This window comes from Aerococcus sp. UMB1112A (assembly GCF_030230715.1).
Taxonomy (GTDB): Bacteria; Bacillota; Bacilli; order Lactobacillales; family Aerococcaceae; genus Aerococcus.
Window position 1 is genome coordinate 25,874 of the sequence record NZ_JASPDS010000001.1, and the last position, 15,526, is coordinate 41,399.

The 15,526-nt window shown below is 49.4% G+C and carries 13 protein-coding genes; 3 read left to right on the forward strand and 10 right to left on the reverse strand.

Annotated elements, in window-relative coordinates; all coding sequences use genetic code 11:
• The first annotated feature begins 51 nt into the window (after positions 1–51).
• The gene (gene nrdH, locus QP860_RS00145) at positions 52–273 is read left to right on the forward strand and encodes a glutaredoxin-like protein NrdH (protein WP_070619535.1); all 222 of its coding nucleotides are present in this window, start codon (positions 52–54) and stop codon (positions 271–273) included.
• A 62-nt stretch (positions 274–335) separates the two neighbouring features.
• Here the strand turns inward: nrdH and QP860_RS00150 are convergent, their stop codons facing one another.
• From QP860_RS00150 to trpX, 3 genes are read right to left on the reverse strand one after another with little or no spacing between them, the layout of a single operon-like run.
• The gene (locus QP860_RS00150) at positions 336–1,106 is read right to left on the reverse strand and encodes an ABC transporter ATP-binding protein (RefSeq protein WP_070619538.1); all 771 of its coding nucleotides are present in this window, start codon (positions 1,104–1,106) and stop codon (positions 336–338) included.
• 4 nt (positions 1,107–1,110) lie between these two features.
• Complete coding sequence (locus QP860_RS00155) at positions 1,111–1,998, reverse strand: ABC transporter permease (protein ID WP_070619542.1); 888 nt, start codon at positions 1,996–1,998, stop codon at positions 1,111–1,113.
• 2 nt (positions 1,999–2,000) lie between these two features.
• Positions 2,001–3,056 (reverse strand): tryptophan ABC transporter substrate-binding protein, encoded by a 1,056-nt coding sequence (gene trpX / locus QP860_RS00160; RefSeq protein ID WP_284912011.1) that lies wholly within the window; start codon positions 3,054–3,056, stop codon positions 2,001–2,003.
• A 411-nt stretch (positions 3,057–3,467) separates the two neighbouring features.
• Here trpX and QP860_RS00165 point away from each other — a divergent pair, with 411 nt between their 5' ends.
• Positions 3,468–5,141, forward strand: coding sequence for an Rqc2 family fibronectin-binding protein (locus QP860_RS00165; protein ID WP_284912012.1), 1,674 nt, complete (start codon positions 3,468–3,470; stop codon positions 5,139–5,141).
• Between the two features lie 74 nt (positions 5,142–5,215).
• The gene (gene lexA / locus QP860_RS00170; protein WP_067976286.1) at positions 5,216–5,827 is read left to right on the forward strand and encodes a transcriptional repressor LexA; all 612 of its coding nucleotides are present in this window, start codon (positions 5,216–5,218) and stop codon (positions 5,825–5,827) included.
• 370 nt (positions 5,828–6,197) lie between these two features.
• Here lexA and QP860_RS00175 read toward each other — a convergent pair whose 3' ends face one another.
• From QP860_RS00175 to recO, 7 genes are all read right to left on the reverse strand, one after another.
• Positions 6,198–6,710 carry an adenine phosphoribosyltransferase gene (locus QP860_RS00175; RefSeq protein ID WP_070619550.1) on the reverse strand — a complete coding sequence of 171 codons (513 nt, stop codon included), beginning with the start codon at positions 6,708–6,710 and terminating at the stop codon, positions 6,198–6,200.
• A 10-nt stretch (positions 6,711–6,720) separates the two neighbouring features.
• Complete coding sequence (gene recJ / locus QP860_RS00180) at positions 6,721–9,048, reverse strand: single-stranded-DNA-specific exonuclease RecJ (RefSeq protein WP_070619553.1); 2,328 nt, start codon at positions 9,046–9,048, stop codon at positions 6,721–6,723.
• A 15-nt stretch (positions 9,049–9,063) separates the two neighbouring features.
• Positions 9,064–9,990 (reverse strand): ribonuclease Z, encoded by a 927-nt coding sequence (rnz, locus tag QP860_RS00185; protein ID WP_070619556.1) that lies wholly within the window; start codon positions 9,988–9,990, stop codon positions 9,064–9,066.
• Between the two features lie 129 nt (positions 9,991–10,119).
• Positions 10,120–11,457, reverse strand: a complete 1,338-nt coding sequence (gene obgE, locus QP860_RS00190; RefSeq protein WP_284912013.1) for a GTPase ObgE — start codon at positions 11,455–11,457, stop codon at positions 10,120–10,122.
• 39 nt (positions 11,458–11,496) lie between these two features.
• Entirely contained in the window at positions 11,497–13,578 is a 2,082-nt protein-coding gene (gene glyS, locus QP860_RS00195) for a glycine--tRNA ligase subunit beta (RefSeq protein ID WP_070619562.1), read from the reverse strand.
• Entirely contained in the window at positions 13,571–14,497 is a 927-nt protein-coding gene (glyQ, locus tag QP860_RS00200) for a glycine--tRNA ligase subunit alpha (protein ID WP_070619566.1), read from the reverse strand. The genes glyS and glyQ overlap by 8 nt, the downstream gene beginning before the upstream one ends.
• Positions 14,498–14,734: 237 nt before the next feature.
• On the reverse strand, positions 14,735–15,517 hold the full coding sequence (gene recO, locus QP860_RS00205) for a DNA repair protein RecO (RefSeq protein ID WP_070619569.1): 783 nt from the start codon (positions 15,515–15,517) through the stop codon (positions 14,735–14,737).
• Positions 15,518–15,526: the final 9 nt, after the last annotated feature.

Below are 15,526 nucleotides of genomic sequence, written 5' to 3' on the forward strand. Positions count from 1 at the left end.
TGATACTATATCTAGGCGAAAAGAAAAAGATGGATTGAAAGGATGACGGAAATGGTCAAAGTATATTCTAAACCTAATTGCATGCAATGTAAATTTACAAAGAAATTTTTAGACGAACATGGGGTAGCCTTCGAAATGATCGATGTTACTGAATCCGAAGCCGCTCTAGAAGAAGTCAAGGCCCTTGGCTTCCAAGCCCTACCGGTGATCGTAGCGGATGGCGAAGAACCCTTCTACGGCTTCCGCCCAGATATCTTAGCAAAATTTGCCTAAGCCCAATACAAAAGCCCTCTGACAATCGGTCAGGGGGCTTTTTGAATGATGTGAGACGTCTTTTACTGGTTGATCTCTTCCATCAAACTATAGAGTTGGGTTGGGTTGAGGGCTTCTTTTTCCGCTTGGCTAAAGTCTCGGATGATATGCCCGCGGTCCATTAAGATCATGCGGTTGCCGTATGTTAAGGCATCTTGGAGGTTGTGGGTGATCATCAGGGCCGTCAAGTTTTCCTGGGAGACTTGCTCAGCAGTGATCTCTAGGATCCGCCGTGAGGTCTTGGGGTCCAAGGCAGCCGTATGTTCGTCCAGCAAGAGGAGCTTCGGCTTCACGATAGTTGCCATCAACAAGGCGACAGACTGACGTTGGCCCCCTGAGAGCAGGCCAATCTCCGCTTCCAAGCGTTCATCCAAACCTAGGCCTAATTGTTTGAGGAGTGCCTGATACTTGCTTTGCTTGTCTTGGTCCAAGGCCAATTGTAAGCCCCGGGTCTGCCCCCGCTTCTCAGCCAAGGCCAGGTTCTCTTCCACTGTCATCCGCGGTGCCGTCCCCATCTTAGGATCTTGGAAGACCCGGGAAATATAGGCCGCTCGCTCGATGTCCGAAGTGTCCGTGATGTCCTCCCCTTCCAGAAGGATCTGTCCAGCATCCAGATCAAAAGTCCCGGCTATAGCATTAAGGAGAGTGGACTTCCCTGCTCCGTTGCCCCCAATGATCGTGATGAAGTCCCCGCCTTCAATCGTGAGATTCAAATCATCCAAGGCATAGAATTCATCCGGTGTATGGGGATTGAAGCGTTTGTCTACGTTTTTAAGCTCTAATAAGTGCGTCATTGGTCTACCCCTTTCTACTTTGACGACTGCTGCGGTTAAAGGACTTGCGAAGTTTAGGAATGGCTAGGCAGAGACCTACGATAATCGCAGAGAAGAGTTTAAAATCATCTGCATTAAAGTTAAGCATGAGCACCAGACTTAAGAGTAAGCGGTAGATGATCGACCCCGCCACAATCGTGATGAAACGGGTGGTCAGACTGACATTTTTGAAGATGACCTCGCCGATAATAATGGAGGCCAGGCCGATCACCACAGTCCCAATCCCCATAGAGATATCCGCATAGCCGTTGTCGGTCGCCACCAAGAGGCCGGAAGCGGCAATCAAACCATTGGCTAGCATGTAGCCTAACATGGTCATTTCATTGCTGTCGATTCCCACGGCTCGGGCCATGTGAACATTGTCCCCAGTCGCAATCAGCGCCTGGCCCAGGTCGGTCTTGAAGAAGTATGCCATCAGGGCAATAACGATGGCTACAACGACAGTCCCTATCAGGATGGTATCTACATTTCGAGGGAGAGCGAGCCCACTCAGCATGGTCTTGAAGGTTTCTTGGCCACTCAAACTGAGATTGGCCTGGCCCATCATCTTCAGGTTGATGGAATAAAGACCAGTCATAGTAATAATCCCTGACAGGAGGGGGTTGATGTCTAGCTTAGTGACAAGGAGGGCTGTGATGGCCCCCGCTGCCATACCGGCTAGAAAGCCAATCAATAAGGCAAGGATGGGGTTGAGACCAAAATGGATCATCTGAACCCCAATGGCTGCCCCTAGAGTAAAGGAAGCTTCTGTCGTCATATCAGGGGCGTTTAGGATCCGGAAACTAATATAGATGCCCAGACCCATAACGGCCCAGATCACGCCTTGTGATAAGGCAGAAATAATCATATCCATGCTTAGTGCCCTCCTTCATTAACATCGCTTGCTTTTTCAAGGACGGAATCAGGCAATTTAATCCCTAATTGGTCGGCCTTTTCTTTATTGACATAGGTATCTGTCTTATCTGTAAAGACGATCGGATGGTCAGCTGGACTCTGGCCATCCATGAGGTCAGCGGTGACATTGGCTGTATCGACCCCTAATTGGTATTGGTTGATGCCGACTGTTGCCAGGCCCCCGTCCTTAACCATGGTATCTACAACCGGGAAGACAGGAATGCCCTTGCTGTCGGTAGCAGCAATCAGAGTCGGCATAGACGAAGCAATCGAGTTATCATTTGGGACCCAGATGGCATCCACATCATTGGCTAATTGTTCGGCGACTTGGGCTAAATCGTTAGTGGAATTGATGGTCGCTTCTTTAACCTCATAGCCCATATCTGCAGCGACTTCTTTGGCCAAAGCTACATTGGCGTGAGAGTTGGTTTCGGAAGAATTGTAGATAATGCCGATGGTTTTGGCCTCAGGAAGGATTTCTTGAATCAGTCTAAATTGTTCTTTAACCGGTGGAATATCAGAAACTCCGGTGATGTTAGACCCTGGTTTCTCGTAATTTTCCACTAAACCAGCGGACTTAGGATTGGCAACGGCCCCCATAACAACCGGCACGTTCCCTTCTGCTGCATTGGCCAAGGCCTGGGCAGCCGGGGTTGCAATCCCTACTAGGTAGTCCGCGTCATCGGCAATAAATTTATCCGAAATCATTTTTAAGTTATTTTGGTCACCCTGGCCGTTTTGGTAGTCAATATGGATGTTTTCCCCATCCACATACCCCCGCTTGGCCAGTTGGTCATAGAAGCCTTGGCGGATTTGGTCCAGGGCGGGATGGTCCATGAGTTGGAGCAGGCCTACCTTCAAGTCTTCATCTAAGGCCTTAGCCGTCACGGCCTGGTTCCCCGAATTAGTCTTAGGTGCTTGAGCGGCCTTATTTTTCTCGATAAGCGTTGGCATAGCTAGGAATAATACCATCAAGGCAGCAATCAAGAAACTACCTAAAGCTGTAAATCGTTTCATTTCTTCTTTCCTCCTTATTAAAAATAAAAAACCTCCAGCTAAAGCAGAAGCTGCAGGTCCATAGAAAAACCCGCACAGACATAAAGTCACTCTTTATGCGTCTATGCGGGTACTCAAAATTGTCTTGTTATCACACCGCACAGATACAGCCTCAGTTGTCTGAAGTTGTATCTATTGCTTCAACAGTAATAAATACAACTAAGCCGTGCGGATTTGCCAAGCTCTAAGTTTTGTATCTAAAACTGACATGTGATAACCTCCCTTTGATTTGTTAGCTCTAGAATAGCAGATTAAGTCTGAATTTGCAATAACTTTATTAAGACTTTATCATAAAACTCCCTTGCTATCCTCCTTAGTTTTGATATTATAGGCTTTTTTGCTATAATTAGTGATTGGAAAGAAGGTGTTTGAATGTCATTTGATGGAATGTTTACACACAGTATGACACACGAACTCAAAGATACATTGACACAAGGTAAAATCAACAAGATCCAACAACCTTCTGATTATGAAGTTCTACTTACCATACGCAAACAGGGGCAAAATCATAAGCTCCTCCTCTCCGCCCATCCGGACTTTGCCCGGGCCCAATTGAGCCAGGTGGACTACCCTATGCCCGATACCCCACCCAATTTTTGCATGGTCCTGCGCAAGTACCTCAAGGGCGCCCTAGTGATCGCTGTTGACCAATACGAAAACGACCGGGTGATTCGTTTGGAGCTCTTGCGGACGGATGAGATCGGCGACCAACAGAAGCTGACTTTAGTCGTCGAGATGATGGGACGCCATTCCAATATCATCTTAGTCGACCACCAGGGGCAAATTCTGGATGTGATCAAACGGGTCCCTCTTTACCAGAACCGCTACCGGACCCTCTTGCCCGGGGCTAGCTACCAACTCCCTCCCTATCAAAACAAGGCCAATCCTTTCAAAATTGGGAGCGATTGGCAGCCTACCAGCCAACAGAACCTGTCCCGGCAAGTCCTCCAGCAAGAACTCATGGGGCTAGGCCGGGAATCAGCGGATGAAATTATCTTCCGTGCCCAGTCCAATCCAGATAAGGCTCTGGGGCAGATTATCCAAGAATTCTGCCAGGCCTTCGACCAGCCCCAGCCCTGCCTGACAGGCACTGACAAGAAATTAGAATTCACGGCCTTCCCCTATCTCAGTCTGACTGGGGATAAAGAAACTTACGCCAGCCTCGGCCAGCTCTTGGATGTTTATTATGCCCGTCATACCGAGCGCCAGCAAGTCCAAGAAATCGGCCAGCAGATTGACCAAGTTACCCAGCGGGAACTCAAGCACCAGAGAAAGAAACAGAAGAACCTCAGGAAGGACCTGGAAAAGAGTCAAAAAGCTGACCACTACCAGCTCTTAGGGGAGCTCCTCACCTCCAACCTCTACCAGCTCCAGGGGAACCAAGCTAGTGTGGAGCTGCCCAATTATTACGACGACAACCGCCTGGTCCATATCCCTCTCAAAGCAGAGCTGTCGCCTGCCGAGAATGCCCAAGCCTACTATCAAAAATACAATAAACTCACTAAGTCGCGGTCACATATCCAGGAACAATTGGCTAAGAGCCAGGAAGAAATCGACTACCTGGAATCCATCCAAGCCCAAATCGAATGGTCTAATCCTAAAGAACTGGAACTGATCCGCGAAGAGCTCAAAGAAGAAGGCTATATCAAGGACCGTAAAAAGAAGACCCATAAGCGGATCAAGCCGCTCAAGCCCCGGCAATTCACCAGTCCCTCCGGCTATACCATTAAAGTGGGCCGCAATAACAAACAAAATGACCAACTGACCATGCGCCAGGCCAACAAGAACCATTACTGGTTCCATGTCAAGGACGTGCCCGGCAGCCATGTCATCTTAGAGACAGACCAAGCTAGTGATGACGATATTCTCGAAGCCGCTAGTATCGCTGCCCACTATTCCAAGTCGCGCCACTCCAACAATGTACCGGTTGACTACACCCAGGTTAAGGACGTCAAGAAACCGAACGGGGCTAAGCCGGGCTTTGTCAACTACTTCAACCAAAAAACCGTCTTTGTCAAACCAGCCCAGATCGCTAATAAAGAATAAAATGAGAACGTTTGTTTGTGTCTGTGATCGATTTATGCTATAATGAGGGCAAATCATTCGAGGAGGACACAGAGATGAGAGAACGGCAACTGCAAATCTTACGCTATATCTTTGATTGTGTTGACGACAAGGGCTATCCCCCGACTGTCCGCGAAATATGCGATGCAGTTGGCCTGGCCTCAACGTCCACAGTCCATGGCCATTTGAACCGTCTAGAAGAAGGAGGCTATCTTTTCAAAGATTCGACCAAGCCCCGGGCGCTAGAAATCACTCAAAAGGGCCTAGATAAACTGGGCATCAACACCCGTGGCATCCCCATGCTAGGGACCGTGACAGCGGGTCAGCCTATTACTGCTTACGAGGATATTGAAGGTTATTTTCCTAAGCCACCCCACCTCGCCGAGAGTGATGAAGACCTCTTCATGCTGAAGATTCGCGGGGATTCAATGATTGAAGCTGGTATCCTCAATGGGGACTATGTTCTCGTTCGCCAACAGCAGAGCGCTGAGAACGGCGAGATTGTCATTGCGATGACTGATGCTGATGAGGCTACCTGCAAACGTTTCTTTAAAGAAGACGGCCATATCCGCCTGCAACCCGAAAACCATGAAATGGCCCCGATTATCTTGGACAATTGTACCATCTTAGGCAAGGTTATTTCCCTCTTTAGAGAGCATACCTTCTAAAGTGAAATTTTTTATAGAAAAAGGAAACTGGATTTTTGCCAGTTTCCTTTTTTAGTTTCTATGGGAAATTGCTTGCGCGCTGTAGTCGGGTTCGGGCTGGCAGCTTTCGTGTCAGTTCACAAGTCTCCGCCGCAGTCGGGTTTAGGCTAGCAGAAATAGCTCCTCTTCACCAAAAGCCGCCGAAGACCTTCAGTCTTCTCTGGCTTTTGGCTCTAGAAGTCCCTTTCTAGCCGCATCTTCTCACACCCTAGTCGGGTTCGCAGTTGCAGACTTGAAGTGATTTCTGCCCATCGAAACGTCTGACTAGCGTCAGTCTTTTTCGATGAGCCTCCAATCATTCAAGTCTGAACGCTCTTGCTCACACCCTTTTCTAATAAGTCAGTATTTTAAAGATGTCTAGGTTGGGGATTTTTTCTCTGCCTTTGAGGGCTTCTAGTTCAATAATGAAGGCTGCGCCGACGACTTGGCCGCCGAGTTTTTCCACTAATTGGGTGGTGGCTTGGATGGTGCCTCCGGTTGCTAGGAGGTCATCGACGATGAGGACGCGCTGGCCGGGCTTAACAGCATCTTTATGGAGCTGGAGGGTATTTTCCCCGTATTCTAATCCATAGTCTACGCTGATGATGTCGCGGGGGAGCTTGCCCTTCTTACGAGCGGGCGCAAAGCCGATCCCTAATTGATAGGCCACGGGACAGCCCACAATAAAGCCCCGCGCTTCTGGTCCGACAATCATATCGACTTGCTTATCCTGAGCGAACTGGACAATCTGGTCAATGGCAGCGTGGAAGGCTTCCCCATCAGCCATCAGAGGGGTAATGTCGCGGAAAGTCACTCCTTCTTCAGGATAGTTCTCAATACTAGCAATATAGTCTTCAAAATTCATAATTTCCTCCTTATGGTGCACTGGCTGGCTCTGGCGCAAAAAAGTAGCTCGTAATTGATTCAATATCATTATAAAGCAAAACTTGTTCACTGTTTAATAATTGCTCATACTTGGTCAGATAGGCCTTCAAGTCGACCTTGCCTTGGACAGGCAAAATGTGAAGGGTCTGTCCTTGCCAAGCGACCAGACCCGCTTCCTCAAGAATATCCGTCATCAGGATGAGTTGTCCTTCAGCGAGTTTGAGATAAGAAGCTAGGACACCTGTCTGTCCTTTAAGCGGGAGTTGGGGATGGCCCAAGAGATAACGGTAGTAACGCTCAAAATCCTCGCGCTGGGGCAAGCCATTCAAGTAGACCTGCTTGGGCGAATAGGCAAAGAGATAAAGGTTCTTAATCCCTTGGCCTTGAACAAAGCGACGCACGTCTTCTAGAACCAAGGGGCAGTCAAAGAGGACGGCCTGCTGGTAGCTTAGGCCTTGATCCTGGTCCAATTCATCGACCAAAATGGCCCGACTCGAGCTAGGAATTTGGTCGCGGTAGGCTGCCAAGTACTTGGGGTCCTGGAAGAGATAGAAGGCTTCTTTAACCGCAAAGACCTCTTCCCGGGCCCGGGCTTGGCGGAGGTCAATGACACTGGCCTCATCCACCCTCAAGTCAATCAAAAGGGCCTGGGACGAGCGCTTGCCCTGCCACTCATTAATATTCAATTCAACGGCAGCCTCTAAATTATTGCCAACAGCGAGCTGGCGGGCCAAGTCTCCCATGCGAAAACCAATCAGGGCCAGGTCAGGCGCCTCCTCTAAGCCTAATTTCAAAGTCTGCTTGTCGCGGCCAATCTGCTGGACCCGGTTCAAGGGACCGGCTTCAAGCAAGAAGCTAGGTTTCGGATTATCCGTCCCAAAAGGTTTCAGGCGGTCTAAGGCTTCGAGGCTGGTCAAGCTAATGCTTTCCGGCTGGATGCGGCCATCTAGGACCAAGGGCGCAGGTTTTTGAACCATCTCATGGATAGTCTGGCTGAGTGCTTGGAGCTGGGACTGCCAGTTCGCAAAGTTTTCACCCGCAACCGTCAAGCCTGCTGCCATAGCGTGGCCCCCAAAGGCTTGCATGAGGTCGTCGACTTGGCTCAGTAGGTCAAAGAGGTTAACTCCCTCAATCGACCGGCCAGACCCCTTGTAAACATCCTGGTCCGTCTTATGGGTGAGGACAATACAAGGACGTTGGTAACGCTCAACCAGGCGGCTAGCAACAATACCCAAGACGCCCTCATGCCAGTCCTCCTGCCAACAGACTAAGATATCGTCCAAATGATCGCGCTGGTCAATTTGAGACCGGGCTTCTCTTTCGATTTGGTCGACTAGGCCGCGACGTTCGTCATTGATGGCTTCCATTTCTTGGAGAAGTTGGTCCACTTCATCCGGATCGAAGCTCATCAAGAGTCTAAGGCCTAGGTTGGCATCGGAGAGCCGTCCTAAGGCGTTGAGCCGAGGGGCAATCTTAAAGCCGATGGTCTCTTCATCAATTGCCGACCGGTTAATTTCCAGTTTTTCAAAGAGCCGGATAAAGGCGAGACGCTGGGTCTGCTTAAGTTCTTGGATGCCCAACTTGACCAAGGACCGGTTTTCATCAGTGAGGCTGACTAAGTCCGCTACTGTCCCGATAGCGCAGAGGTCTAAGAGGTCGACGGGTAAGTCTCCAGTTAGGGCTTGGACCAGCTTCAAGGCCACCCCTGCCCCACTCAGGTCATCGAAAGGATAGGCCTGGTCAGGATGGCGGGGATGGACAATGGCAAAGGCTTCGGGTAAGCTAGCACCGATTTCGTGGTGGTCGGTAACAATCACATCCACCCCCTGGGCTTGGGCATGGGCAATCGCTTCATGGCCCTTGACTCCGTTATCGCAAGTAAGGATGACTTGGATCCCTTGCTTGATATAGTAGTCGTAAACCTCGGTATTGGGCCCATAGCCATCCACGAAGCGGTCTGGTAGGTAGCTATGGACATTGGCGCCCATATTCTCCAGGCTTTCAACGAGGATGGTAGCTGCCGTAATTCCATCGGCATCATAGTCCCCATAGACTAAAATGGCCTCGCCTGCTTCAATGGCAGCCATCAGTCGGTCCACTGCTCGGTCCATGTCGGATAGGAGAAAGGGGTCGTGGATGACAGGCTCTTCGTCCAAGAAGCCATGGATAGTGGCTTCATCTTGGAAGCCCCGCTGGTAGAGCAAGTTCACCATCAATTCAGGAAGGTCTACCGCTTCCTTTAACTGGGCAATAGTCTCCAGGTCTTGGTCTGTTAACTGGTCAGATCTTACTTTCCAATCATAGTTTGCTTTAAGCAAGTATCTCCCTACTTTCTACTTGATCTGAAACTGGTCAAAATCTTTAACCACCAAGCTTTGAGGGTGGATTTTTTGGGCACCTTGGACCAATTGTTTGATCTGGGGCGCCGTGACATAGCGTGAGGAAATATGGGTCAGGTAGAGCTGCTTAACGCCTGCTTCTTTGGCAAGCTTGGCCGCTTGAGCGGCAGTCGAATGGAAATGACGGTGGGCCATCTTCTCTTCGCCCGCCTCATAGGTGGCCTCATGCACCAAGACGTCCGCATCCTTAGCCAAGCTCAGGGCCTGGTCACAAGGCCTGGTATCGCCAAAAATAGTGACCGTCTTCCCCGCCTGCTTATCGCCGACAAAGTCATTGCCATCGAGGACGCGTCCATCTTCCAAGGTCACTTTTTCCCGCTGTTTGAGCTTGCCTAAGAGGGGCCCATTCGGAACTCCGGCAGCCCGGGCCTTATCAACCAAGAGTTCCCCCTCTTGGTCGGCTTGTTCCACCCGGTAGCCAAAACATTCTACAGCGTGGTCAAGAGGTCCATAGCTCACCTTGAAGGAAGAATCCTCAAAAGCCAGGCCCTTCCCTTCTAATTCCACAATCTTTAGAGGGTAGTTCAACTTAGACTGGGACACTTTCAGCGCAGTCCAGACATACTGCTTCAAGCCCTTAGGCCCGTAGACTGTCAAGGGACGCTCTGCCCCACCTTGGAAGGACCGAGAACTTAAAAAGCCCGGTAGTCCATAGAGGTGGTCGCCGTGGAGGTGGGTAATAAAGACCCGACTGACCTTGCCTGGCTTAAGGGTGGTCTGGAGGATCTGCTGCTGGGTGGCTTCCCCACAGTCAAAAAGCCACATCTCATTAATTTCATCCAATAGCTTAAGCATTAGAGCAGACACATTGCGTTGACGACTCGGCACACCAGCTCCTGTTCCTAAAAAATGTAATTCCAATTCAAAAACCTTTCTAAATGCCTCTTGGCACAGCCCAGGATGAGGATAAAAGAGGGGTAGGTCTTAGGACCAAACTGCTTCATCAGCACCCAGTCTCATCGCCCTACCCCAGTATTTATCGCATCTTCCTTAATCAAAAAACTCAAATTCATAGTCTCGAATGCGGACGATATCCCCAGCTTGGGCTCCAGCATCAACCAAGGCTTGGTCGACGCCATGGTGCTTAAGCTTGCGCGCAAAACGCAGGGCGCTCTCATCGTATTCAAGATTGGCCATCAAGAAGTCTTTTTCAATCCGGTCGCCGGATAAGACAAACAACTTATCGGCTTGGTCATAGGACAGATTGAAATAGGGTTCTTCAGCTTCGATTTGGTAAAGCTTGTGTGTTTGGTCGACTTCATCGACTTTTTCAGCTTCGATTTGAGCCAGACGGACCTCTTCTTCTTGAATCAAGCGGTAAGTTTCTTCCATTAAGTCCTTCAAACCAGACTGGCTAATGGCCGAAATCGGGAAGATCTCCGGCAAGTCACGACCAGGAAAATGTTCCTCAAAGTATGCGGCTAACTTCTCCCGGAATTCCTCAATATAGAGCTCCGCTTCGGGAATGTCCATCTTGTTAGCGACAATGATAGTTGGCCGCTCTAAGATGGTCTCGTCATAAGTCTTCAATTCCTCATTAATGGCCACATAGTCCTCGAAGGGATCGCGGTTCTCAAAGCCTCCCATATCCACAACATGGAGAATTACCTTGGTCCGTTGCACATGGCGCAAGAACTGAAAACCGAGACCGATCCCCTCCGCAGCTCCTTCAATAAGGCCCGGCAAATCGGCCAGGACAAAGGAACGTTGGTCGGACAGATCAACAACCCCTAAGTTTGGTGACAGGGTGGTGAAATGGTAGTCAGCAATCTTGGGTTTAGCAGCACTAACAATGGATAGGATGGTTGATTTCCCTACTGAAGGAAAACCTACCAAACCAGCGTCAGCTAGGACCCGGAGTTCCAATTGCAGGGTCCTTTCTTGACCAGGTTCCCCATTCTCTGCAATTTCAGGGGCGGGGTTATTGTGAGTGGCAAACTTCATATTGCCCCGGCCACCCCGGCCACCCTTAGCAACAATAGCTTCCTGACCTTCTTCTACCAGGTCGGCTAAGACTTGGCCCGTATCAAAATCCTTGACAATAGTGCCTGGGGGAACACCAACAATGAGGTCTTCTGCGCCCCGTCCATAACGGCCTTTAGTCATACCATTCTGGCCGGCTTTGGCCTTAAAGTGGCGGTTATAGCGGAAGTCGAGCAGGGTCCTTAGCCCCTCGTCCACCTGGAATATAATATCGCCACCGCGGCCTCCATCGCCACCAGCAGGGCCACCATCTGGCCGGTATTTTTCACGCAGGAAGGCGACAAGGCCGTCGCCACCCTTGCCGGCTTTCACCCAAATTTTAGCATAATCATAAAAGGTTGACATCTTTTGCCTCCTTTCTCTTCTTTTTCTTTATTTCACTTCTTATTTTATTAGGAGTTCCTTGGTATTGGCAAGTACTTTGACTGGCTGACCAATTTTTTCTAGGAGAGCCAGGCGGTTGTTACGAACCGCTTCATCATCGGTAAAGACCATATTGTCTTCAAAGAATTGCTCAATAAGCGGTGCCAGTTCAGCCAAGGCTTGGTAGTAGTCAGCTGGCATATCCCCTAGGTAGAGACTATCCACAGCCTGGTAGAGGGCCTCTTCGCTCTCGCTTTCCAGAAGGTCTGCTGAGACTGTGACTTGGTCAATATCAAACTCTTTCATTTTATCCTTGAGATTTAGGATCCGGTTCCAAGATTCGATAACAGTCTTGAAGTCTTCATCCTCATGGTGGTCAGCTAAGGTTTTAGCGGCTGCACGTTTTTGGTTGATGCCGTGACTAGCAGACCCTAAAACAGCCTGGATAATGTCCCGGGCATAACCTTCTTGTTCCAAAATATTCTTCAAGCGTTCTAACATGAAGGCATAGACTGCTTCCGCCAAGGCAACTTGGTCGTCGTCGGATGGGTAAACGGCCTCTAAGATAGCTTTCAGATCCTTATCCCAATCAAAGGGGAGCTCTTCAGCTGCTATTAGACGAACAATCCCGATCATTTGCCGACGCAGGGCGAAGGGATCGTTTGAGCCAGAAGGAATCCGATCAATCTTAAAGAAGCTAATAATCGTATCCAATTTATCGGCAATGGCGAAGAGGATCCCCAGGGCTGATTGGCCTAATGCCGCATCAGAAGCGATCGGCATGTAGTGTTCGCGAATAGCGACGGCAACTTCTTCTGCCTCGCCAGCTTCTCTGGCATAGTACTCGCCCATAATCCCTTGGAGTTCAGAGAATTCATTGACGATATTAGTTTCTAAGTCGAACTTATAGATGGCTCCGGTCCGCTCAATCAAGGGCTCAAAGTCAGTCGATAAGTAGTCGGCAAAGAGGTTTTCCATGGTCCAATGGCTGTATAAGAGCTTAGCGATTTGGCTGACCCGGTCCATCTTCTCCTTCATGGTCCCAATTTCAGCGTGGAAGGTCACATGGCTGAGACGCTTAGCGAAGTCATCGATCGATTCTTGCTTATCTTCTTCCACAAAGAACAGACCATCTTCTAAGCGGGCCACCAAGACTTTTTCATTTCCGTGGCGGACATTTTCTAGCCCTTCTTCATTACCGTTGCGGACGGCCACGAATTTTGGCAGCAAGTTACCTTCTTGGTCGGACACATAGAAGTAACGTTGGTGTTCGGCCATCGAGGTAATAAGCACAGGATCAGGCAGGGCCAGGTACTTATCATCGAAGCTGCCGATGAAGGCGGTTGGGTATTCTACAATTTGAGTGACTTCTTCTAGGAGGGCCTCATCTTGACTGACTTGGACGCCTTCCGTCTGAGCGAGATCTTTAATCTGTTGGACAATGACTTCCTTACGCTTATCCTGGTCAGCAATGACAAAGTCTCGTTCCAGAAGTTTCTCGTAATTTGAAGCCTTGTCGATCGTTAATTGGTCATGACCGAGGAAGCGATGACCGCGGGTGTAGCGGTCAGCTTGGATGCCCAAAATTTCAAAAGGTAGGACCTCATCATCTAAGAGAGAGAGTAACCAGTGGATGGGCCGAATGTACTTGAAATTGCGATGGGTAGACCAGTACATGGATACAGGGAAAGTCATCTGCGTGATGCATTGGCTGATTTGAGGCAGAATTTCCCGGCTGGGCTTCCCCTCTTCTTTGATTTCCGCATAGATATAGCCATCTTCTACATAGAGGTCGTCAGTCGACAAGCCCTTACCCCGGGCAAAACCTTGGGCGGCCTTGGTCCATTCTCCTTGGTCATCCTTGGCAATCTTTTCTGAAGGGCCCTTAGCTGTTTCAACAAAATCAGCTTGCTTATCGGCTAAACCATCCACTAAAACCGCAAAACGGCGAGGAGTGGCAAAGGCCTTAATAGCGTCATAAGTCAATCGCTCTTCAGTTAAGAAGTTAGCGACGCGGTCTTGGAATTGTTGGCTGATTTGACGCACGTATTTGGCGGGCATTTCTTCTAAACCAACTTCTAATAAATACTGTTGCTTACTCATTAGCTGCGTCCTCCTCTAATAATTTTTTCGCTTCTTCCCGGCTTAATAATGGATATTCCAGGGCTTTGCGGTTGGCGACAAATTGTTTGGCTACTTGCCGGGCCATGTTGCGGATCCGGCTCAGATAGGCTTGGCGGTCGGTTGTCGAAATCACCCCGCGCGCGTCCAGAAGGTTGAAGGTATGGGAACACTTCAAAATATAGTCATAGGCTGGATGAACCAGCTTGTTGTCAATTTGCTTGAGGGCTTCTTCTTCGTAGAAGTTAAACATCTTGAAGAGGGCTTCATATGTGGATTCTTCAAAGGTATATTTGGAATGTTCATATTCCGGTTGTTTGAAGATTTCACCGTATTTCACGCCACCGCCCCATTCCAGGTCGTAGACACTATCGACACCTTGGATGTAGGAAGCTAGGCGCTCGAGTCCGTAGGTAATTTCACAGGTGGTTGGGTGACAATCTAAGCCCCCGACTTGTTGGAAGTAGGTAAATTGGGTGATTTCCATCCCATCAATCCACACTTCCCAGCCTAGGCCGGCACAGCCCATAGAAGGATTCTCCCAGTTGTCCTCAACAAAGCGAATATCGTGGTCCTTGGCATCAAGGCCCAAGCGTTCCAGACTCTGGATGTAGAGCTCTTGGATGTTATCGGGATGGGGCTTCATCACCACTTGGTATTGGTGGTGTTGGTAAAGCCGGTTAGGGTTTTCCCCATAGCGGCCATCGTCTGGCCGGCGGGAGGGTTCCACATAGCTAGCATTCCATGGCTCCGGCCCAATTGCCCGGAGAATAGTATAAGGACTCATGGTCCCTGCTCCCTTCTCCGTATCATATGCATTCAGAATGAGGCAGCCTTGCTCGGACCAGAACTGATGCAAGGTTAAAATCATCCCTTGTAAGGTATTGGCTGCTTGGTTCATCTTGTCTTCTCCTCTTTTCTTTAATTTAAATTAACAAACAAAAAAGCCCCATACACTAAAAAATAGTGCATAGGGACGATTCAATCGCGGTTCCACCCTATTTCCGGCAAAGCGCCGGCACTCTTTAACAGGACATGCTCTAACCTGCCTTAGAATTCGTTGCCTACTTTCACTAACTAGGCTCGCTAAAAAGGGAATTCCTTATTCGGTTATCTTTGCATGCGATATATACGTTTACTATACTCGATTTCCCTCCTCACCGTCAAGAGGGTTTATCATTTTTTCCAACTGGTCGATAAAGGACCGACTTTTTAAATGAATGCCCACATATTCTTCGTAGAGGTCATCGATGGCTGAGCGGAGGGCCCGCTTATTAGCTTCTCCCAAGCTGACAGACCCCAGGTGGCTGAGATTGACTTGGCTCAAATGCTGGACCAGATAAGCCGTTCGCGGCGTCCAATGCAAGCGGCGGGGATCCTTGTCGAAGTGCTTTTGGCACAAAAAACCCGCATACTTCATGGAATAGTCCAAGACCGTATCTGCCTGGCCGCAGAAGACACAGGCTTTGAGATTAGGAACCACCCCGAATTGGGGCAGGAGCTGGAGTTCAAAGATATTAGCGACGACGGCTGGATCCTTGCTTGCTTCAAGCTGTCCGAGAGCCTGCCAGAGCGAATCAAAGAGAATCGCATTAACTTCCCCGTCCTCCAGTGCTGCGTCCAGGAGCCCCGTCATGTAACTGGCGTAGGCATTGACGCTAATATCCGCAGTCGTCAGGCGGGGAAAGAGGCTGTCCCGGACATCATTGAGGAAACTCAGGCCCGAGGCATTAACCTGACCGATAAAGTGACCGCGGACAAAGGCAAAGGCAGCTGGTCGCAGAGGATTCTTGGTCCTTTGGATATTGCGCAGGAAAAACATCCGCTTGCCGTATTCGCGGGTGAAGATCTTGACCAGCATGTCCTTCTCCCGGTGCTTGCGTGTAAATAGAATAATTCCTGCAAATTCTTCCGCCTGCAAAAAATCCCC

Bases quoted from the DNA above. Each gene is read 5' to 3' on its own strand.
- nrdH (WP_070619535.1), top strand. From the start codon at position 52: ATGGTCAAAGTATATTCTAAACCTAATTGCATGCAATGTAAATTTACA.
- QP860_RS00150 (WP_070619538.1), bottom strand. From the start codon at position 1,106: ATGACGCACTTATTAGAGCTTAAAAACGTAGACAAACGCTTCAATCCC.
- QP860_RS00155 (WP_070619542.1), bottom strand. From the start codon at position 1,998: ATGGATATGATTATTTCTGCCTTATCACAAGGCGTGATCTGGGCCGTT.
- trpX (WP_284912011.1), bottom strand. From the start codon at position 3,056: ATGAAACGATTTACAGCTTTAGGTAGTTTCTTGATTGCTGCCTTGATG.
- QP860_RS00165 (WP_284912012.1), top strand. From the start codon at position 3,468: ATGTCATTTGATGGAATGTTTACACACAGTATGACACACGAACTCAAA.
- lexA (WP_067976286.1), top strand. From the start codon at position 5,216: ATGAGAGAACGGCAACTGCAAATCTTACGCTATATCTTTGATTGTGTT.
- QP860_RS00175 (WP_070619550.1), bottom strand. From the start codon at position 6,710: ATGAATTTTGAAGACTATATTGCTAGTATTGAGAACTATCCTGAAGAA.
- obgE (WP_284912013.1), bottom strand. From the start codon at position 11,457: ATGTCAACCTTTTATGATTATGCTAAAATTTGGGTGAAAGCCGGCAAG.
- glyS (WP_070619562.1), bottom strand. From the start codon at position 13,578: ATGAGTAAGCAACAGTATTTATTAGAAGTTGGTTTAGAAGAAATGCCC.
- glyQ (WP_070619566.1), bottom strand. From the start codon at position 14,497: ATGAACCAAGCAGCCAATACCTTACAAGGGATGATTTTAACCTTGCAT.